Raw genomic sequence first — 21,375 nt, 5'->3', positions numbered from 1 at the left:
TCATTCTCCTCTTAAAAATAAGAGGAGAGCAAAAAGAATAAAGGAAAGACATCACAAAAGCAATAACAAAAGTTAAACCGAAACAAAAAAAAACCATCGCAAACAACTCCTCTCTTTAGCTAAAGAGCGATGAGTTTTTACTTCAGTAAAAATCGGAGAGTTTGACCTAAAACGCGAAGCAGTTTTAAAACCCTATTTTAAAACAATGAGCAATAAAATAGCATTTGGAGGTGGTTGTCATTGGTGCACAGAAGCAGTATTTCAAGCCTTAAAAGGTATTCAAAAAGTAGAACAAGGCTTTATAGCTTCCACCAAAGACAACACAACTTTCTCGGAAGCAGTAATCGTTCATTTCGATCTAGAAATAATTACGCTTGATATCTTAATTCAAATTCATTTATATACGCACAAAAGCACTTCTAATCATTCCATGCGTACAAAATACAGATCAGCAATCTATTATTTCTCAGAAGCACAAAAAGAAGATGCTGCTTTACTCCTAGCTAATTTACAATCAGAATTTGAAGCACCTATTATTACAAAAACACTTCCTTTTAAGGACTTTAAACCCTCAGAAGCACAATTTAAAAACTACTACAAAAACAATCCAAACAAACCCTTTTGTCAAACTTACATTAACCCAAAACTTAAGTTATTACAAACAAAGTTTAGCAAACATTTAACGGATAACCTACAGCGTAAATCTATTAGGTAATAGCTATTTAGTATCTTTGTTAAAAAAGAAAAAGGATGTCAGACACTAAAAAACCTGATAATATTGTCTATAACCAAGAGACACAAAAATACGATGCATCATTAAAACCGTATGCAACAAATGTTGGTGCTCCAGCCATAAAAGTAACGGAAAACGTCACTTGGAAAAACAAAAACGTACACAAAGCCAATCAGCAAATTAAAGCCAAGTATTTAGAGCTAAAAGCCGAATATGAAAAAATGATGGCAGAACTAGAATATAACAATCTAGTCTATAATGCTAAGTTTAGTTTTCAGCCTATAATTGGAGATACCTATCATTTATACAGAGATAAAAAAGGACAACCCTTTCTATCCATTATTGCTCCAGAACAATGCAATTTTGACTTTATAGGTAGTTTTTACTTAAATTCTGAGCATATCTGGAAAAGAATAGACGAAGAAATTATTGGCCAAGATCTAATTACTAATGACTAATCTTCATATTGTAAGTCTACTCTTCGATTTTGGCTTAGTGGTATTAATTTGGATGGTGCAACTTATTATTTATCCAAGTTTTAAATATCACAATCAAGAGTCATTAATAAAATGGCACGCCAAATACACGGTAAGAATAGCTGGTATTGTTATCCCGTTAATGTTTGGACAGCTTATACTCTATTTATATTTAGTATTTACGCAAGCAGATGCCTCTATTTATATTAGAACCGTTTTAACTATCAGTGCGTGGATAGCGACATTTGCAATATTTGTTCCGTTACACAACACAATTAACAACGGAAAAAGTACAGAAAAAACATTAGCCCATTTAGTGTCTAAAAATTGGATTAGAACAGCAATTTGGACGTTACTATTTATCTTAAACCTATTAACATTAGTAAACTAAAAGCATAAAAAAATCCCAAGCATAACACTTGGGATTTTTTAGAATATTATTATAGTCCAGCAAATTGCTAACTATTTAATCAGTACAAAATTAGTTTCCTTTTTTGTAATCTTCTAAAAACTTAGCTAAACCACTATCCGTTAAAGGATGTCTTAATAACCCTTCAATAGAGCTTAAAGGACCAGTCATAACATCAGCACCTAATTTAGCACAGTCAATTACATGCATTGTATGACGTACAGACGCAGCAAGAATTTCAGTTTCAAAAGCGTAGTTATCATAGATATGTCTAATCTCAGCAATCAGGTTTAAACCATCCGTAGAGATATCGTCCAAACGACCAATAAAAGGAGATACGTAAGTTGCACCAGCCTTAGCCGCTAATAATGCTTGACCAGGAGAAAACACTAACGTTACATTCGTTTTAATGCCTTTATCGCTAAAGTATTTACAAGCCTTAATACCATCTTTAATCATTGGTAATTTAACCACGATTTGATCATGTAATTCAGCAAGCGCCTCACCTTCTTTAACCATACCTTCAAAGTCAGTAGCAATTACTTCCGCACTAACATCACCGTCTACAATGTTACAAATATCAACATAATGCTTCATGATATTATCATGACCAGTAATCCCTTCTTTAGCCATTAAAGACGGGTTAGTTGTAACACCATCTAAAATACCCATATCCTGAGCGTCTCTAATTTGGTCTAAATTGGCAGTATCAATAAAAAATTTCATTCTAAAATATATTTAAGTTGTGTATATTACTATTTTGGGCGTTACCACAAGGGTCAGGCTGTCCGTTATATCTTTTTTTGCCATTTGTGGCAGCAAAAAAAGGATGCCACTTCCATCCTTAACGCCATGCAAAGTTACAATTTAACTTTCGCAAGTAAAATAATGATATCAAATGATATTAACATTTTAGTCAAAAAACCTGAAGGTTTTCTCACAATCTAAATCTTGTTGATAATAATTCATTTTAAAATTATCATGATCCCATTCTAATCGCCAATCAAAAACGGTAATCTCAAAATAGATAAATACTAAAGAAAAGATGCAGAGAATTATAATAACACTTTTAGAAATAATCTTACAGATCTTATGCTTAGCAATACCTAACAAATAAATCACTCCATAAAAAAAAAGCCCAAAAAACAGTATGTTACCTATAAAACCTTTAATAAATAAATCACCAGACATAGAAAAAACCCAAGAATGGTTGGTACTTTGTACAAACGGAAAGCCATAAAACGTAGGCCAACGCTCGTCAGTTTGACAAACATATTTAAAGGTAATAAAATGCTGAAGTGTAAAACTTACCGCTAAGCATAAAGCTGCTAATATCTTTTTCAATTTATAAACTAAAATAATATTTTGGCTATTCAATTATAATCGTGTAGTTTTTTGAAGTACTAGTAATACACATAGAATCCTCGTAGTCTTCCGTTTCTTCATCATAACTTAATGGAGGATCTACATACAAAAATATCGTAAAATCATATATACCTTGATTTTGCGGCATTCCCTCAAATCGAACGATTCTATAATCTATGGTCATACTCACCCCCTCTGGAAGCGTTCCTTCTAATTCAAAATTGTATCCATAACTATCATCATGCGGATCATTTTTAATTTGAGCTTCAAATTCATCATAATACATCTGCTGTCGATAACCTACCGTAAAAGATTTATCTGGTAATTCAGGACTTCGATTGATTACACATTCCAAAATAGATTCACAACCGGTAAAGATTATAATACTCAAGAAAAATAATAAGGATAACGTGTTTTTCATATTCTAATGACTATTAAAACCAAGTCACAATAAACATACCAAAAACTATAGTTTATAATGATTAAGTAAAAGCTTCTCGTACATTTTATCAGGTAATAAAAACTTTAAAACAATAGAAAATTTCTGCATCGGCGCACCAACTTTATAATGTATTCTAGGATTTTTGGTATTTATAACCTCATGTACTTTTTTAGCCACAGCAATTGGAGAACTACTATTATCTACATGCTCATCAATATCTTTAAGTACGTTTGGGTACTTAGTATATGGCGAGTCCTTTAAAACAGGCGCATGGTAACGTCCTGCAGCAATATTAGTTGCAAAATCACCGGGGGCAATATTGGTGAATTTAACTCCAAAATCCTTAGTTTCCATACGTAATGCTTCCGTAACAAGCTCTAAAGCACCTTTACTAGCGCTATAAATACCACGATAAGGCAATCCCATATACCCAGCAATGGATGTAATGTTTATAACCAATCCAGACTGTTGTGCTCTCATTTGAGGTAACACTGCCTTGATAACATTTATAGGCCCAAAAAAATTAGTATTAAAATTATGTTGGATTTGCGCTTGCGGTATTTCTTCAATAGCACCATTAATACCAACACCTGCATTATTAACTAAGACATCCAACTTGCCTTCTGCTGCAATGACTGTTTTTACAGCTGCTGCAATAGTCACCGTATCATTAACATCTAAAGCAACAAGCTTAAATTTACTGTTGCTATAATTAGACGGATTACGACTGGTACCATAAACAACACACCCTTTTTCGGTTAAAAACTCACCTATAGATTTTCCTATTCCAGAAGAACCTCCTGTAATTAATACGACTTTAGACATGTAAATAATTTTAAAAGTTAAAAGTAAAAAAGTTGAATTACAAAACGACTGTAACCAAAAAAGATTTGCTAGAATTAACTAACAAATCTTTATTTTATGTTTTTAAATCTCTTTTTAAAAAAGGATTTAGAGTAATCAAAAAAAGGCAAGCTACCTACATCACACTGCTACGACCATTTACCTTTGCTTCGTTCCCGACCTGGAGGATTCAACAGGAGCTAGTTGTGTAGGACTTGCCAGGTGCAAAGATACACACATTTTATTTTCTCGCAATCATTTTTTATAATGAATTTTAATAAATAACTTGCTAACAAATAAGTTTACAAAATGAAAGCATTTAAATACCTTACAATCATATTTTTAGCAACAGCACTATTATCGTGCGGTGACAACGTAGAATTGCAAAAAAAGAGCTTTTCGGTCTCTACTAACGCTAAAAATGGCACAATTAGCATTGACAAAACGCTAGAATTGTCTCTAAAAAATCCTAAAAACATCGAAATTACATCTGTTAATTACGAGCTAAACGGAAAACCGATTACGCCTAATCAAGTGCTTTCTGATTTTAAATTAGGTGAGCATACTTTAAAAGCGACCATTAATTTTAACGAAGAAACTGCAATTGTTAATCAAACGATTGCTTTATTAAGTCATGTTGCTCCAAAATTTTTAACTGTAGAAATCATTAATACCTTTCCGCATGATAAAACGTCTTTTACTCAAGGCTTAGAATTTAGTAATGGGGTCCTATATGAAAGTACTGGACAATATGGCGAATCTAAAATCAGAATAATAGATTACAAAACAGGAAATAGCATTACTGAAACCGCAATTCCTGATGCTTTTTTTGGAGAAGGTATTACTGTATTAAACAATACCGTATACCATTTAACATGGCAAGGAAAAAAAGGGTTTACTTATGATGCCACTACTCTAGAAAAGAAAAGTAGCTTTAATTATGGGCAAAGTAAAGAAGGTTGGGGATTTGCTAACGATGGCTCTAAACTATATAAAAGTGATGGTACTAGTTTAATTTGGAGCTTAAATCCTGACACACTAATAGAAGAAGACCACATACAAGTGTGCACTACAAAAGGAAAAATTGGAAGATTAAATGAGATAGAATTCGCGAATAACAAATTATACGCTAACATTTGGGAGAAAAATGGAATTGCAATTATCAATCCTAAAAATGGTGCTGTAGAAGCGGTTATTGACTGTACACTATTAACAAAACAAATTCCTAATTTTTCGATTAACGAAAACTGTTTAAATGGTATTGCATACAATCCAGAAACACAAACGTTTTTCTTAACAGGAAAACGTTGGGATAAATTATTTGAGGTCAAAATCATAGAGAACTAACCTCCTATTGTAAAAGTTAAAATATTATAAAGTGGCTGTTAAAGTCTCTTAATTTAGATTTATCATCGATCTGATAAATCTAAATTTGAGACTAATCAACCAACCAGCTATTGAAAACTTTTACAACCTTACTAGCCTTTTTGACTACATCCGTCTTATCCGCACAAACCGTAACAGGAAAAGTGTATGACTCGATTTCCACTTTAGAAAACATTAAAATAAAAAACTTATTCTCTAAACAAATAACTGTTACAGATACTAACGGAACCTTTCAAATTGAAGGAAAAACAGGTGATACACTTCAAATTAGTTCGTTATTTTATAATGAGCAAAAGTTAGTTTTAAAAGCCTATCATTTCCACGAAAGTGTGGTCATCGAGCTTAAGCAAATCCTTAATAGTTTAGACGAAGTCCAGTTAATCGCAGCTTATAAAGAAACCTCAGCAGATATTACAACCGTTGAAGTAACACTTAAAAACCAAATTTTAGAAGACATCAAAAACAATCCTCACCTCTATTCTAAGCAACCTACTACTGGCGGAATAGACATCATACAGGTTATTGGTCTAATTGCTAAATTATTTGAAAATAAAGACAAATATGTCGAACCGCCTTTTATTGAAATGACTTACGAAGATTTAGAATCGCTTTTTGAAAATTCTAGCTTATTTAACGAAAGGTTTATAATACATGATTTACAAATTGAAAAAGAATATATCCCTATGTTTTTCGAGTTTATTATCAAAAATGAACTAGATAGCAAGCTTTTAGAAAAAAATAAAGAAGTAGATTTAATTGAGCTTTTTGTCCAAAAAGGAAAAGTATTTAATAAAATTATTACTGACTATAAAAACAAACAATAAGTGGTATTTTAGTCGTTTTAGTAAGTCATGAAAACATATAGTGAAGATTTAATTGTTACTCTTGATGATTTAGATGAGCTAAATCACGTTAATAATGTGCGTTATATCCAATGGGTTAATCAAATTGCTAAAGCACATTGGTTTGCTAATGCCACACAAGAGATGCTTGATCAGTATTTTTGGGTGTTAATTTCCCATCAAATAGACTATAAACGACAAATATTTTTAGGTGATACGGTCACATTAAAAACCTACGTCAAATTATGCGAAGGTGTAACATCCTTGCGTGTTGTAGAAGTCTTAGTTAATAACAAACGGTGTGCCTATTCCGAAACTAAATGGTGCTTTATGAATATTGACACCAAAAGACCGTCAAGAATATCACCAGAAATCATTGCCCTTTTCTAATAATTTTAAAGACACATACTAATTACCCTTTAAAAAAGTTATATTTTAGTCAACCAAAGTTACAATTACAATTTATGAAGCGTACGCTATATTTTATCTGCTGTATTGGATTAATTTTATCATCATTATCTTGTCGTAAAGATTTCGAATTTGAAGCAAGTACCGGTAATTTAGGATTCTCTAAAGACACCGTTTATTTAGATACCATTTTTGCAAATATTGGGTCAAGCACTTATAATTTAAAAGTGTATAACAATAGTAATGAAGATATTTCTATTCCTAATGTGCAATTACAAAATGGAGAAAGTTCAGGCTACCGATTAAATGTAGACGGTCAAGCCGGAAAAAGCTTTACAGATGTACAACTATTAGCAAAAGATAGTCTATTTATTTTTATAGAAACGACTTATAATACTAACACGACTCCGCTGTCTGATACAGAATTTTTATACACAGATAAAATCTTGTTTGACTCTGGAGGTAATCTTCAGGAGGTCGATTTAGTAACTTTAGTTAAGGACGCTAATTTTATTTACCCGAATAGAGATAACACTACAGGTATTATTGAGACACTAACCTTAACCATTGATGGTGTCCCTACAGAAAGTGAAATATTAGGTCGCGAGTTACTGCCAGATGAGCTAACTTTTACTAACGAAAAACCGTATGTCGTTTACGGCTACGCAGCTGTACCAACAGGAGAAACATTGACAATAGATCCTGGTGCACGCATCCATTTTCATGCTAACTCAGGCTTATTAGTCTCTGAAGGCGCAACACTAAATGTCAATGGTGCCCCAAGTACAGATCCAGAATTATTAGAAAACGAGGTAATTTTTGAAGGAGATCGCCTAGAACCGTTATATAGTGATGTCCCTGGACAATGGGGAACGATTTGGCTATTTGAAGGGAGTCAGAATAATATTATTAATCATGCTACTATAAAAAACGCTACAGTTGGTGTGTTATCTGATGGTAATGCAACTGCTGCAACAGATAAATTAACGATTACTAATTCTCAAATTTATAACATTAGTACCTTCGGAATTTTAGGACGTAACACTTCTATTAGAGCTGAAAACATCGTTTTAAATAACGCTGGCCAAGCTAGTTTTGGTGCGACTCTTGGTGGAAAATACAACGTCACCCATTCCACTATCGCTAATTACTGGAATAGTAGTTTTAGACAATTCCCTGCGTTATTAATTAATAACTTTGTTGTCGATGCAGAAAACACCGCTTTTGTTTCGGATTTAACCGAAACTAATTTTAGTAACTGTATTATTTATGGTAATGATAATCCTGAGCTTTTAATTGATGAAATTGAAGATGCATCTGTTGTCTTTAATTTTAAGTTTACTAATTGTCTATTGCGTTTTCAAGATGATAACAACTTCTTTTCTAGCCTCAACTACGATTTTGATGATGCTACGCATTATGAAAATATGATATTTAATGAAGACCCAGATTTTAGAGATACTTTTGAAAACGATTTTATTATTGGTGATGCTTCTGCAGCAAATGGTCAAGGAAATACCACATTTGCAACACAAGTACCAAATGATATTTTGGGAGTTAGTAGAACTGCCAGTCCAGACTTAGGGGCTTATCAGCATGTTACTTTTTAGTATATAAAAATGCCGCTTTCTTTTGATTTCTTTTTCTGGAAATCAAAATTCATTCTCCTCTTTGAAATAAAGCGGAGAGTGTTACATGATGATATGTTTTAGTTGCTAATTCTTTGAAGTATTGGTACAACTATTCCATTAGTATTTGTATTGAGTGAGCATATATCGCCAGTTTGAGTTTGGCGACGAAGGAGACTTGTATCGAGAACTTTTGTTTTTATCTTCATGTCATTTTTAACTGCTTCTTAAACTATAGGATTTGACGCGGATATAGAATAACAGAACTCCTCTTTCTTTTGATTTCCTTTTATGGAAATCAAAATTCATTCTCCTCTTTGAAATTAAAGAGGAGAGTGCTACATAATGATATGTTTTGTTTGCTAATTCTTTGAAGTATTAGTACAACTATTCCATTAGTATTTGTATTGAGTGAGCACACCACGTCAGTTCGAGTGCGACGACGAAGGAGACGTGTATCGAGAACTTTTTTATTCTTCATGCCATTTTTAACTACTTCTTAAACTACAGGATTTGATGAGGATATAGAATAATAGAACTCCTCTTTCTTTTGATTTCCTTTTAGGGAAATAAAAATTCATTCTCCTCTTTGAAATAAAGCGGAGAGCATTACATAATAATTCATTTTAGTTGCTAATTACCTTTGAAGTATTGATCTAAATAAATCCTTAACTTTTCTATTGAATGAGGCCACCACGTCAGTTCGAGTACGACGACGAAGGAGACGTGTATCGAGAACTTTTTTATTCTTCATGCCATTTTTAACTACTACTTAAACTACAGGGGTTGATACGGATATAGAATAATAGAACTCCTCTTTCTTTTGATTTCCTTTTAGGGAAATCAAAACTCATTCTCCTTTTTGAAATAAAGAGGAGAGCCTTACATAATAATTCGTTTTGTTTGCTAATTACCTTTGAAGTATTGATCTAAATAATCTTTAATTTTTGTATTGAGTGAGCACAAATCGTCACTTCGAGTGCGTCGACGAAGGAGATCTGTATCGAGAACTTTTTTATCTTCATGTCATTTTTAACTGCTTCTTAAACTACAGGGGTTGATACGGATATAGAATAATAGAACTCCTCTTTCTTTTGATTTCTTTTTCTGGAAATCAAAATTCATTCTCCTCTTTGAAATAAAGCGGAGAGCATTACATGATGATATGTTTTAGTTGCTAATTCTTTTAAGTACTGATTTAAATAATCCTTAACTTTTCTATTGAGTGAGGCCACCACGTCAGTTCGAGTTTGGCGACGAAGGAGACTTGTATCGAGAACGTTTTTTTATACCACTTCATAAAAGTAAAAACCACAAAACAAAAAAGCCTGCTAAAATATAGCAGGCTTTTATTCCGCGAAAGCGAAAAATTATTTTATAATAGATTAAGCTACAAACAATGGTAACTCACTCATCATTGCATTAACTTTTATTGCTATCTCTTCTAATAACTCCTCATTTTCATGATTCATTAGTACTTGATCGATTAACGCGACAATAGCTTCCATTTCGTTTTCTTTTAAACCTCTTGTTGTAATCGCAGCTGTACCAATTCTAATTCCTGATGTTACAAATGGTGATTTATCATCAAAGGGCACCATGTTTTTGTTTACTGTAATATCCGCTTTTACTAAAGCTTTTTCGGCATCCTTACCGGTAATGTTTTTATTACGTAAATCAATTAACATCATATGGTTATCTGTACCTCCAGAAATAATTTTGTAACCACGTTTTACAAATGCGTCTGCCATTGCCGATGCATTTTTCTTTACTTGTAACATATAGTTAAGAAACTCGTCTGTCAATGCTTCGCCAAAAGCAATCGCTTTCGCTGCAATAATATGCTCTAAAGGCCCACCTTGATTTCCTGGGAATACGCCAGAATCTAAAAGTGAAGACATTTTACGTAAATTTCCGTTTTTAAGTTTAATACCAAATGGGTTATCAAAATCTTTACCCATTAATATCATTCCTCCTCTTGGACCACGTAACGTTTTGTGTGTTGTAGTGGTTACGATATGGCAATGTGGCATTGGATCGTTTAAAATTCCTTTGGCAATTAATCCTGCAGGATGAGAAATATCTGCAAGTAATAAAGCACCAACACTATCAGCTATTGCTCTAAAACGTTTAAAATCTATATCTCTAGAATAGGCAGACGCTCCTGCAATAATTAATTTAGGCTGTTCTTTTGTTGCGATTTCTTGAATTTTATCATAATTTAAAACCCCTGTTTCTTGCTCTACCCCGTAAAATACAGGATTGTATAATTTACCAGAAAAGTTAACTGGAGAACCGTGCGTTAAATGTCCACCATGAGACAAATCGAATCCTAAAATTTTATCTCCCGGTTGTAATACGGCATGATAAACTGCTGTATTTGCCTGACTTCCAGAGTGCGGTTGCACGTTAGCATACTCAGCTCCAAATAATGTTTTAGCACGATCAATTGCTATCTGTTCTACCTCATCAACTACTTCACATCCACCATAATAACGCTTCCCAGGATACCCTTCTGCGTATTTATTGGTCAGTACAGATCCTGCTGCTTCCATAACTTGGTCACTGACAAAGTTTTCTGAGGCAATTAGTTCTATACCATTTAGTTGGCGTTCTTTTTCGGCTTGAATCAATTCAAAAATCTGTTCGTCACGTAGCATAGTTATGTGTTTTTGTTATTTCCGCTTAAGCGAAAAATGTTTTATCGTTAAATATTTATCAAAAATAACAAATAACCATTGTAAATAATTGAAAAAACATATATTTACTTAGAATTTATAAACAACAAATCAACAATTATACATATGCCATTATCAGCTAATAATCCAGACAGAAAATCATGGTTACACGTCGATAAAAATTCGGACTTCCCAATCCAAAATATTCCTTTTGGTGTTTTCTTAACTAGAGATGACATAATTACCATTGGAACACGTATTGGAGATACAGCAATTGACTTAGGTGCTTTACACCAATTAGGTTATTTTGAAGGTATCCCGTTAACTGAAGATATTTTTCTTCAAGACACACTAAACGATTTTATCGCAGATGGACGTAAAACGTGGCGTTTGGTTAGAAACAGAATTGCCGAAATTTTTGATGCAGAAAATGACGCATTGACCAATAACTTAAAACATAAAGAAATTGTTTTATTCCGTTTAGACGAAATAGAAATGCAATTACCAGTTCAAATTGGAGATTATACTGACTTTTACTCTAGTATAGAACATGCAACCAATGTTGGAACCATGTTTAGAGATCCAGATAATGCATTATTACCAAACTGGCTACATATACCTGTAGGTTATCATGGTAGAAGTAGCTCTATCATTCCTTCTGGAATCCCTGTACATAGACCACAAGGTCAAACGTTACCTGCTGGAGCAACAGAACCTGTTTTTGGCCCAAGTAAATTAGTCGATTTTGAATTAGAAATGGCATTTATAACTACAGATGCTAACGATTTAGGAGAACCAATACCTGTTAACGAAGCTGAAGAATACATCTTTGGTTTAGTATTATTTAACGATTGGTCTGCTCGTGATATCCAAAAATGGGAATATGTACCATTAGGACCGTTTTTAGCTAAAAACTTTGCATCCTCAATTTCTCCTTGGATTGTAACTTTAGATGCTTTACAACCATTTAAAACAGACAGTCCTAAACCATTAAAAAAACAATTACCATACCTACAACAGTCTGGTAAAAAAAGTTACGATATCAACTTAGAAGTTGCTATACAGCCAGAAAAGGCTAAAGAAACGGTCGTTACCAAATCTAACTTTAAAAACATGTATTGGAGCATGTCACAGCAATTGGCGCATCATACTGTAAACGGTTGCCCAATTAATAGTGGAGACATGATGGGTAGTGGTACTATCTCTGGTCCAACACCTGATAGTTACGGCTCTATGTTAGAATTATCTTGGAGAGGTGAAAAACCTGTTAAAATGAAAGATGGTACGGAACGTAAGTTTATCAATGATAACGATACGGTTATCATGAGAGGCTATTGCGAAAAAGAAGGTACTAGAATTGGGTTTGGAGAAGTTAAAACGAAGCTTTTACCAATATTTCAACCAAAAAAAATAAAATAGCAACACATTGTACTATAAATAGTTAACCCTTAAATTTAAAAATTTAAGGGTTTTCTTTTTTGGTTTGGCACGCTAATTGGCTTTCTTTATAACAAAAACCAAATAAATCCCAAAAACATGAGAAACTTTACACTTATTACACTGCTCCTTCTAGTATTAACCTCTTGTGTCGGAAGAAAACAAATCGAAAAACAATTAAATACTGGTAATTACGATTTAGCAATTACCAATGCTTTAAAAAAATTAGAGACCAATAAAGACAAAAAGCGTAAACAAGACTATGTTATACTGCTTGAAGAAGCCTATTATAAAGTTGTAGAAGATGATAACAATACTATAAACCATTTAACCAAAGATGGTAATCCTGAATTATTTGAAACCATTTACACGACCTATCTTAATTTAGAGCAAAGACAAAATGCCATTAAACGTGTATTGCCTTTAAAAATAGGAAGAAAGACTCTAAAGCTTAACTTTAGTGACTATAGTGATCAGATTGTAAAGTACAGAGCTAAAGTATCAGACTATAAATACACGCAAGCTTTACAATTAATCCAAACTAATGATAAGTTTTATAATCGTGAGGCTTATACTTTATTAAATGAAATAGAAAAAATTAACCCTAATTACAAAGACATTAGACTATTAATGAATGATGCTCATTTTAACGGAACCGATTTTGTATTGGTAACTATTGAAAACCAAACGCGTCAAATTATACCAGAACGCTTAGAATCTGATTTATTAAATTTTGACACCTATGGATTAGATCAATTTTGGACAGCTTACCACGCAAGTGCTGACACAAATATTGATTATGACTACACCATGAAATTACAACTACAACGTATTAATATCTCTCCAGAACATGTTACTGAAAGAGAACTATTACGTCAAAGAGACATTGTAGATGGTTGGGAATATGTATTAGACTCTAATGGTAATGTAAAAAAAGACAGTTTAGGTAATGATATTAAGCAAGATAAAATTGTAAATATAAAAGCTAGATTTTTAGAAGTAAGTCAAATAAAATCAACACAAGTTGTTGCCAGAGTAGTTTACACCGATTTAAAACAAAATCAAATCTTAGATAATTTTCCAATAGACAGTGAGTTTATCTTTGAAAACATTTTTGGAACTGCAAAAGGCGACCAAAGAGCTTTACTAGATGAAGATATTCAATTACTGAGAAACAGACAAATCCCCTTCCCTAGTAACGAACAAATGGTTTATGATACCGGTGAAGATTTAAAATACAAACTAAAAGATATTATAACTAGGTATCGTTTTAGAAACTAAACGCTAATTTTACAACACAAAAAAACTCCCAAATTGCTTTGGGAGTTTTTTGCGTATTGTAAATAAATTTGATCCTATTTTTTATCTCCTCTTAATTTTCTAATCATTTCTTTAATTTCTTTTTCAGAAAAACCGTTACTTATATTTACATAGCCACCCGTAATCTTACTATTAACACGAGGCAAGGATATTATTTGTTTATCAATGACAATAGCAATAGGTTTACCTATATTATTTGCTGTTAACACCTCAAATTTACGCGTCCCTTCCTTTGTAAATGCAATACTAATTTCTGGGGTGTTATTGCCATAATCACTATAAATCTTCTCCACTTTTAAAATATCGGCTTGCACAATTGATGGTATTGCTTCCAACGTAACATCTTCATCCCTGGTATTGTAAGTATAATCAATTGTTGCATAAAAGCCATCTTCTCTATCCACCGGAATAACAACAAATACGTCTGATGAGCTATAACTATTTGAATAAGTATTAAAACTATTTGTTATTTTGTCAATTGCTGCATTAATAGTACCAAATTCGACAATAATTGCTTCCTGTAACCCTTCTAAATCAACATCCTTATCACAGTCTTTTAGCTGATTACATCGGTATAAAACATCAACATTATCGTCCTCTAAAAAATGATCAAGCGCTACTATTAATTTTTCAGTAATAACGTCCTCAGATATTTTATCTTCCAATTGTATAACTCTAATAGTATCATCACTTGAAGCCTTACGTTTTAATACCTCAAACTTAGATTCAAAACCAGCTTTTTGATCGTCTACCAGCTTTAATTTTTTAATGATATCAACTATTTTCTCATGTTTGGTTTGTCCATAACTAACAAACACCATAAAATAAATAAAACATCCAAGCATCAACTTCATAACGTTATCTGTTTTAATTATTGTTTTAGACTATGCAAAAAAGTCTTTCAAACCACTTAAGATACTTTGTACAGCGTAAGAAGCCAATATTAAACCCATAATTTTACTAATTACGGTAATACCATATTCTCCAATGCGTTCTTGCACCTTATTAGCGGCTAATAATAACAAACTTGTTAATCCAATAACAACAAGAACCAAAACTGTGGTTAATAACTGTTGCTGAATGTTGTAAATATGATTATCCGTGAGTAAGACGACTGCCATAATAGCTCCTGGAGAAGCTATAGACGGGATAGCCACAGGAAAAATAGTCACATGTTTATAGTCTTTAATACCATGTTTTTCTGTTTCCGGCTTACCTTCTCCAAAAATCATGGTTAATGCAAACAAAAACAATATCACTCCTCCAGAAATCTGAAACGCATCTAACGTAACATTCATTCCTTCTAAAATTAATTGCCCAATAACTATAAAAAATAATAGCACTAAAAAAGCTACAAAACTCGCTCTGATAGCAATACGTTTTTTATACTTTTTGTCAAAATTTTTGGTTGCTTCTAAATACACGGGTATAGACCCTAATGGATCAATAACTGCGAATAAAAATAAAAAGGTCGTTATAATTTCTTTCATAAATATTACTCTATTTCAATACCTGTAGTTGTAAAAGATAAGCCTTGCTGACCAGAGGTCGATATCTGTACGGCTTCAAAATAAGGGGGGTTAACATCTTTAGCGGCAATCCAATCAAATACAAAATTAGCACCTGTACCGCCTTCAATATCTCTTTCATTTATCACAATCTCTATAGTCTGCATGGGCTTAACATAGATTGTCTCTGTAAAATAGGCTTTAATTAAATCGCCATTAGTATTATAAAAATCAGCTTCCTTTATAAAAATAGTATCCTTTTTATTAATATTTCTTAAACTTACTGTAGCTGTTAAATTATGTGTTTTATGTTCCGTAACACTATAAATTTGAGAATACACTGATAAATAAGTTGATCCCGACACTAACAACGAGTCCGTTAACGGTTTATTCCATTGCATAGCTTTCCAATTATTAGAGGGTACATAAGCGTTTTCATCTTTAGTTTCACAACTAAAAGACGTTAATACAATAATAAATAGTACTACATATTTCATAATTTAAACAAATTTAAATAAGTCAATTTCATTTATAGCGCCATGACTAGCATGCGCAACCGCTACTCCATTTTTTATCACCAATAACTGTGGCGATTGGTGCATCACCTGAAATTTATAGCCAGCCTCATTAGACACCTCTCTGTAATTTAATAAATCTAAATAATATAAATCTAAATTTATATCCAAATCAAAAGCAGCGACAAACTGATTCATAACCATACTACTAATACCACATCTTGTAGAATGCTTAAATATCACCTGTGTTTTCCCTTTAGACAATTTAGCAATATCATCCAACTGACTAACCGTAGTTAAATTTTTCCAAGGCAGTATTTTCTTTTCTTTTGGCTCTTTAGAACCACCAAATAATTTTCCAAACATAATAATTTCATTTTAGCAATTTTCATTGCCTATAAGTTAAACAAAAATATCACTTTTATGATATTTATCATTGAATATGTCGAAACGTTTTAACTAACTTACATATAAATTAGAAACAAAGCTAAACTGACGAAAAGTCAGCTAAAAACAACATATTAACGACATTTTGTCTTACAATTACACTTGGTAAGATAATTGAAATACAACTAACACAAAACAATTATAAACATAAGTTTTCGCTTATGCGGAACTACAAATAAACACACTATATGAACCCAGACAATTATACAATCAAATCGCAAGAAGCCATACAGCGCGCACAGCAGATTGCGCAAAGTTATGGTCATCAACAAATTGAAAATGAACATTTTTTTAAAGCCATTTTTGAGGTTGATGAAAACGTACTACCATTCATCTTAAAAAAACTGAATGTCAATCTTAATGTTTTAGAACTAGCATTAGATAAGCAATTAGAAAGTTTTCCTAAAGTTACAGGAGCAGATTTAATGCTGTCTCGTGAAGCTAGCAAAACCCTAAACGAAGCATCAATTATTGCGAAAGCAATGCATGACGACTACGTCTCTATTGAGCATTTTATTTTAGCTGTTTTTAAATCAAACAGTAAAATAGCACAAATGCTTAAAGACCAAAGTGTGACAGAAAAAGGTTTAAAAGCAGCGATAGACGAATTAAGAAAAGGAGACCGTGTTACCTCACAAAGTCAAGAGGAAACCTACAACTCCCTTAATAAATACGCTAAAAATTTAAACAAATTAGCAAGAGACGGAAAATTAGATCCTGTTATTGGTCGTGATGAGGAAATTAGAAGAATCCTTCAAATTTTATCACGTCGTACTAAAAACAACCCAATCTTAGTTGGTGAGCCAGGAACTGGTAAAACTGCTATTGCTGAAGGATTAGCACATAGAATCGTGGATGGTGACGTCCCTGAAAATCTAGTCGATAAGCAAATTTTTGCATTAGACATGGGCGCACTAATTGCAGGCGCTAAATTTAAAGGAGAATTTGAAGAACGTCTAAAAGCAGTTATTAAAGAAGTAACAGAAAGCGATGGCGATATCGTACTATTTATTGACGAAATTCACACATTAGTTGGTGCTGGTGGTGGACAAGGTGCAATGGATGCTGCAAACATTTTAAAACCCGCTTTAGCCCGTGGAGAATTGCGAGCTATTGGAGCAACTACTTTAGACGAGTATCAAAAGTACTTTGAAAAAGACAAAGCCTTAGAGCGTCGTTTCCAGAAAGTAATGGTTAATGAGCCTGATACCGAAAGTGCCATTTCTATTTTAAGAGGAATAAAAGAAAAGTACGAAGCACACCATAAAGTACGTATAAAAGATGATGCTATTATTGGTGCTGTAGAGTTGTCTCAACGTTACATTACTAACAGATTTCTTCCAGATAAAGCCATTGACTTAATGGATGAAGCTGCTGCTAAAATGCGTATGGAAATCAACTCTAAACCAGAAGAATTGGATGTTCTGGATAGAAAAGTGATGCAATTAGAGATTGAAATTGAAGCTATTAAGCGAGAGAAAGATGAAAGTAAATTAAAAACATTACGATCAGACTTAGCGAACTTAAAAGAAGAACGTAACGAGATCAACGCTAAATGGATTAGTGAAAAAGAAGTTGTAGACAACATACAAAACAGAAAGCAAGATATCGAAAACTTTAAGCTAGAAGCTGAAAAAGCTGAACGTGATGGAGATTATGGTAAGGTTGCCGAGTTACGTTACGGTAAGATTAAAGAAGCGCAAGAAGAATTAGAGAAATTACAGAAAGATTTAGCTGATAACCAATCTGAGAATTCTTTAATAAAAGAAGAAGTCACTTATGAGGACATTGCAGAAGTCGTTGCTAAATGGACAGGAATCCCAGTAACTAAAATGCTACAAGGTGATCGCGAAAAGCTATTAAATCTTGAAAACGAACTGCACAAACGCGTCGTTGGTCAAGAAGAAGCTATTGTTGCGGTGAGTGACGCTGTAAGACGTAGTCGTGCAGGTTTGCAAAATCCATCAAAGCCAATCGGAACCTTCCTGTTTTTAGGAACAACTGGTGTTGGTAAAACGGAATTAGCAAAAGCATTAGCCGAATATCTGTTTGATGACGAAAGCGCAATGACCAGAATTGATATGAGTGAGTACCAAGAGCGTCATGCTGTAAGCAGATTAGTTGGTGCACCTCCAGGATATGTTGGTTATGACGAAGGTGGACAATTAACCGAAGCGGTTAGACGCAAACCTTATTCTGTAGTCCTTTTAGACGAAATTGAAAAAGCACATCCAGACACATTTAATATTTTATTACAAGTATTAGACGAAGGCCATTTAACAGATAACAAAGGTCGTATTGCAGATTTTAAAAACACCATTATTATCATGACATCCAATATGGGAAGTCAAATAATACAAGAACGCTTTGATGCTGTAAAAGATGTGGATACCGCGATGGAAGGTGCAAAAGTAGATGTATTAGCACTACTAAAACAAACGGTTAGACCTGAGTTTATAAACCGTATTGATGATATTATCATGTTTACACCATTAACCAAAGACAGTATCACGCAAATTGTGGGATTACAGTTAAAAGGGCTATCTAAAATGATTGGTAAGCAAGGTATTACGTTTGACGCTACACCAGAAGCTATTGCTTATTTAGCAGAGAAAGGGTATGATCCAGAATATGGTGCTAGACCTGTAAAACGAGTGATTCAGAAAGAGGTTTTAAATCAATTAAGTCGCGAGATATTATCTGGTAAGGTTACAACAGATAGTATTATTTTATTAGATGCTTTTGATGGCGAGTTAGTCTTTAGAAATCAAGAGGCCTTAGTAACAGAAGACGTGTAATCACAAAATTCTGTTAACATAAAATAAACCACAAAACAGTACGTTTTAATTATGGTTGGTTAGTTGAAAAGCAACACAATACTTTACAAAAGTGGCGTGTTGCTTTTTTTTGTTTTATATTGTAATTCTTTAACAAAAACCAATCTTAGCTTGATTACATCTTATATTAAAAAACATCTGGTCGTTCTTTTTATAGTAACCTCAACACTTGTTTCGTCTCAGACAAAGTTTAAACGTGTTTTGACGTCTCCTTCTGATTTCAATGCTTTAAAAACAACACCAAACACAAACAAATATGGTAACATTGATGCGTTAAAAGTTGTTTTTGATATCAAAGAGAAACAACTCTATTTTATTAATAGCAAAACCTACAAATACCATTACCGTTTTTGCAAAGGCTATTTAGAAATACCGCAAACCCTTAAAGAGTTTAACAATTCTAATTATAAAGCACAGCATACAGACAAGCGTTTTTTACTAGGAAACATAAACCATTATTTAGCCAACGACACTTATAACCTAGAACTCTCCCCTATTGATGATATGTTAATTGGAGACATTAAAACGTTTTACGACGCCATTAAAGAAGCTACATATTTCGAAAACTTTAATTTCTTTTTAAACACGTCTAGATTAGAAAAATTAAGATCAGTTTTAGGTATCCCAGCAATATCAGCTTCAGATTTGTATGGCGACCAAACCTATCAAGCAGTTAGTGCTCAAAAAAGTTATGGCTGCTTAAAATTTGTTGCTGTTGATTCTTTAAAACAAAACAACATTACCAAGCATGATATTATAGTTATCAATCAACCAATATTAGAACTCCCAATTACTGCTGGTGTAATCACCACTATTCTGCAAACCCCTTTAAGCCATATTTCAGTTTTAGGAAAAAACAGACAAATTCCTATAGCAGCGTATACCAAAGCCATGCAATCTGATATTTTAAAAAGTTTCGACAATCAATACGTCTCTTTCGAAGTTACTTTGGACACTTTTTATATCAAACCAATCTCTAAAGAGCAGTTTGAAAGAAAAACAAAAAAGAAGAAAAAAGAAACGTTGTTTTTAGAGACAAATACTAGTGTCAAACACTTAATTGATGTCGACGATTTAAACCAAAATTCCATAAATACTGTTGGTGGAAAAGCCGCCAACTTTGGCGTATTGTATGACTTAGCTAAAAAAGAACAATTTAAAATTCCGGAGTCTGCTTTTGCTATTCCGTTTCATTTTTACGACACACACATAAAAGCTTCTGGTGCTGATGTTTTAATTAGACAGATGATTTACGATTTTAAAATCAATCAAGATAACAAAGCCTTAACCAAACAACTAAAAGCCATTCAGAAAAAAATAAAAAAAGCACCTCTTAGTCCTGATTTAATAGCCAAAGTAGAAGCAAAAATTAAAAGCTTAGGAGACTACACACGTATGCGTTTTAGAAGTTCGACAAATGCTGAAGATATTGTTGGGTTTTCTGGCGCAGGTTTATACGACTCTAAAACAGGAATTGTAGGAAGCGAAAAAAAATCTATTGAAAAAGCGATCAAAAAAGTATGGTCAAGCTTATGGTACGAACGTGCTTTTTTGGAACGTGATTACTTTAATATTGACCAAAATAGTATTGCCATGGGGATTTTAGTCCATCGCTCCTTCCCTAACGAAAAAGCTAATGGTGTAGCCATTACTAAAAACTTATATCGAAAAAACTATTTAGGAAACGTAATAAACGTACAACTTGGTGAAGCCAGCGTCGTCCAACCTGAAGACGGTGTGACTTGCGATCAGGTTATTTGTTACTCCGGATCGTCTTCCAAATTATATAACGATAAGCGTATTGTAGAGATCATTTCTCATTCTAACCTTAATAATGGTGACTTAGTAATGACAGAAGCAGAGCTTATCAACCTGTCTGAACAGTTGGAAAAAATAAAGAAACATTACTACTATAACGTCTATAAATCTAAGCAGAAATACCTAGCATTTGGTTTAGATATCGAGTTTAAATTAGACAGTGATGACAGAGATTTGTATATCAAACAAGTACGCTATTTTAACGATTAAATAGTGTTACTGTAGTTGTAAAATCTAATTTTAGATTTTACTTATTCCATATTTAATGGTATCTTCAATAAAT

20 protein-coding genes and 1 other RNA gene are annotated in these 21,375 nt (G+C 33.0%); 11 read left to right on the top strand and 10 right to left on the bottom strand.

Annotated features, from left to right (window positions below; translation table 11 throughout):
- The first annotated feature begins 205 nt into the window (after window positions 1-205).
- The 3 genes from H0I26_RS10255 to H0I26_RS10245 are packed head-to-tail and all read left to right on the top strand — an operon-like array spanning window position 206 to window position 1,600.
- Window positions 206-715: a peptide-methionine (S)-S-oxide reductase gene (locus H0I26_RS10255; protein ID WP_218698080.1), complete on the top strand. Its 510-nt coding sequence runs from the start codon at window positions 206-208 to the stop codon at window positions 713-715.
- 35 nt (window positions 716-750) lie between these two features.
- Complete coding sequence (locus H0I26_RS10250; protein WP_218698078.1) at window positions 751-1,191, top strand: DUF2452 domain-containing protein; 441 nt, start codon at window positions 751-753, stop codon at window positions 1,189-1,191.
- Complete coding sequence (locus H0I26_RS10245; RefSeq protein ID WP_218698076.1) at window positions 1,184-1,600, top strand: hypothetical protein; 417 nt, start codon at window positions 1,184-1,186, stop codon at window positions 1,598-1,600. The genes H0I26_RS10250 and H0I26_RS10245 overlap by 8 nt, the downstream gene beginning before the upstream one ends.
- 90 nt (window positions 1,601-1,690) lie before the next feature.
- Here the strand turns inward: H0I26_RS10245 and fsa are convergent, their stop codons facing one another.
- The 5 genes from fsa to ffs form a co-directional block, all read right to left on the bottom strand.
- A complete protein-coding gene (gene fsa / locus H0I26_RS10240; RefSeq protein WP_090840428.1) occupies window positions 1,691-2,344 on the bottom strand; it encodes a fructose-6-phosphate aldolase in 654 nt (217 codons plus the stop codon).
- Between the two features lie 186 nt (window positions 2,345-2,530).
- Window positions 2,531-2,962 (bottom strand): hypothetical protein, encoded by a 432-nt coding sequence (locus tag H0I26_RS10235; protein WP_218698074.1) that lies wholly within the window; start codon window positions 2,960-2,962, stop codon window positions 2,531-2,533.
- Between the two features lie 25 nt (window positions 2,963-2,987).
- The gene (locus H0I26_RS10230) at window positions 2,988-3,404 is read right to left on the bottom strand and encodes a hypothetical protein (protein WP_218698072.1); all 417 of its coding nucleotides are present in this window, start codon (window positions 3,402-3,404) and stop codon (window positions 2,988-2,990) included.
- Between the two features lie 45 nt (window positions 3,405-3,449).
- On the bottom strand, window positions 3,450-4,250 hold the full coding sequence (locus tag H0I26_RS10225) for an SDR family oxidoreductase (RefSeq protein ID WP_218698071.1): 801 nt from the start codon (window positions 4,248-4,250) through the stop codon (window positions 3,450-3,452).
- 140 nt (window positions 4,251-4,390) lie between these two features.
- An RNA gene (gene ffs / locus H0I26_RS10220) (signal recognition particle sRNA small type) lies at window positions 4,391-4,489 on the bottom strand.
- An 88-nt stretch (window positions 4,490-4,577) separates the two neighbouring features.
- Here ffs and H0I26_RS10215 point away from each other — a divergent pair.
- The 4 genes from H0I26_RS10215 (at window position 4,578) to H0I26_RS10200 (ending at window position 8,514) form a co-directional block, all read left to right on the top strand.
- A complete protein-coding gene (locus H0I26_RS10215; protein ID WP_218698063.1) occupies window positions 4,578-5,615 on the top strand; it encodes a glutaminyl-peptide cyclotransferase in 1,038 nt (345 codons plus the stop codon).
- Window positions 5,616-5,725: 110 nt separating this feature from the next.
- Window positions 5,726-6,478 carry a hypothetical protein gene (locus H0I26_RS10210; RefSeq protein WP_218698061.1) on the top strand — a complete coding sequence of 251 codons (753 nt, stop codon included), beginning with the start codon at window positions 5,726-5,728 and terminating at the stop codon, window positions 6,476-6,478.
- A gap of 27 nt (window positions 6,479-6,505) precedes the next feature.
- Window positions 6,506-6,886 carry an acyl-CoA thioesterase gene (locus tag H0I26_RS10205; RefSeq protein WP_218698060.1) on the top strand — a complete coding sequence of 127 codons (381 nt, stop codon included), beginning with the start codon at window positions 6,506-6,508 and terminating at the stop codon, window positions 6,884-6,886.
- 74 nt (window positions 6,887-6,960) lie between these two features.
- Window positions 6,961-8,514 (top strand): hypothetical protein, encoded by a 1,554-nt coding sequence (locus tag H0I26_RS10200; RefSeq protein WP_218698053.1) that lies wholly within the window; start codon window positions 6,961-6,963, stop codon window positions 8,512-8,514.
- A gap of 1,403 nt (window positions 8,515-9,917) precedes the next feature.
- Here the strand turns inward: H0I26_RS10200 and glyA are convergent.
- Window positions 9,918-11,192, bottom strand: a complete 1,275-nt coding sequence (gene glyA / locus H0I26_RS10195) for a serine hydroxymethyltransferase (RefSeq protein WP_218698047.1) — start codon at window positions 11,190-11,192, stop codon at window positions 9,918-9,920.
- 144 nt (window positions 11,193-11,336) lie between these two features.
- Here glyA and fahA point away from each other — a divergent pair, with 144 nt between their 5' ends.
- The gene (gene fahA, locus H0I26_RS10190) at window positions 11,337-12,629 is read left to right on the top strand and encodes a fumarylacetoacetase (RefSeq protein ID WP_218698045.1); all 1,293 of its coding nucleotides are present in this window, start codon (window positions 11,337-11,339) and stop codon (window positions 12,627-12,629) included.
- A gap of 117 nt (window positions 12,630-12,746) precedes the next feature.
- Window positions 12,747-13,928: a hypothetical protein gene (locus H0I26_RS10185; RefSeq protein ID WP_218698044.1), complete on the top strand. Its 1,182-nt coding sequence runs from the start codon at window positions 12,747-12,749 to the stop codon at window positions 13,926-13,928.
- 74 nt (window positions 13,929-14,002) lie between these two features.
- On the opposite strand, the gene H0I26_RS10180 is transcribed toward H0I26_RS10185, so the two are convergent.
- The 4 genes from H0I26_RS10180 to ytxJ are packed head-to-tail and all read right to left on the bottom strand — an operon-like array spanning window position 14,003 to window position 16,356.
- Window positions 14,003-14,821, bottom strand: a complete 819-nt coding sequence (locus H0I26_RS10180; protein ID WP_218698042.1) for a SecDF P1 head subdomain-containing protein — start codon at window positions 14,819-14,821, stop codon at window positions 14,003-14,005.
- 30 nt (window positions 14,822-14,851) lie between these two features.
- The gene (locus tag H0I26_RS10175) at window positions 14,852-15,457 is read right to left on the bottom strand and encodes a MarC family protein (RefSeq protein WP_218698041.1); all 606 of its coding nucleotides are present in this window, start codon (window positions 15,455-15,457) and stop codon (window positions 14,852-14,854) included.
- 5 nt (window positions 15,458-15,462) lie between these two features.
- Window positions 15,463-15,972 (bottom strand): DUF3124 domain-containing protein, encoded by a 510-nt coding sequence (locus H0I26_RS10170; protein ID WP_218698039.1) that lies wholly within the window; start codon window positions 15,970-15,972, stop codon window positions 15,463-15,465.
- A 3-nt stretch (window positions 15,973-15,975) separates the two neighbouring features.
- Window positions 15,976-16,356 carry a bacillithiol system redox-active protein YtxJ gene (ytxJ, locus tag H0I26_RS10165; protein WP_411268226.1) on the bottom strand — a complete coding sequence of 127 codons (381 nt, stop codon included), beginning with the start codon at window positions 16,354-16,356 and terminating at the stop codon, window positions 15,976-15,978.
- 269 nt (window positions 16,357-16,625) lie between these two features.
- Here ytxJ and clpB point away from each other — a divergent pair, with 269 nt between their 5' ends.
- Complete coding sequence (gene clpB / locus H0I26_RS10160) at window positions 16,626-19,235, top strand: ATP-dependent chaperone ClpB (RefSeq protein ID WP_218698037.1); 2,610 nt, start codon at window positions 16,626-16,628, stop codon at window positions 19,233-19,235.
- A 150-nt stretch (window positions 19,236-19,385) separates the two neighbouring features.
- Entirely contained in the window at window positions 19,386-21,302 is a 1,917-nt protein-coding gene (locus tag H0I26_RS10155) for a PEP/pyruvate-binding domain-containing protein (RefSeq protein WP_218698029.1), read from the top strand.
- The last annotated feature ends 73 nt before the right edge of the window (window positions 21,303-21,375 follow it).

The sequence above is a fragment of the Olleya sp. HaHaR_3_96 genome (assembly GCF_019278545.1).
In the GTDB taxonomy this organism is placed as follows: domain Bacteria; phylum Bacteroidota; class Bacteroidia; order Flavobacteriales; family Flavobacteriaceae; genus Olleya.
The sequence above is the reverse complement of the archived record's forward strand: the minus strand, read 5'-3'. Positions and strand labels throughout refer to the sequence as shown.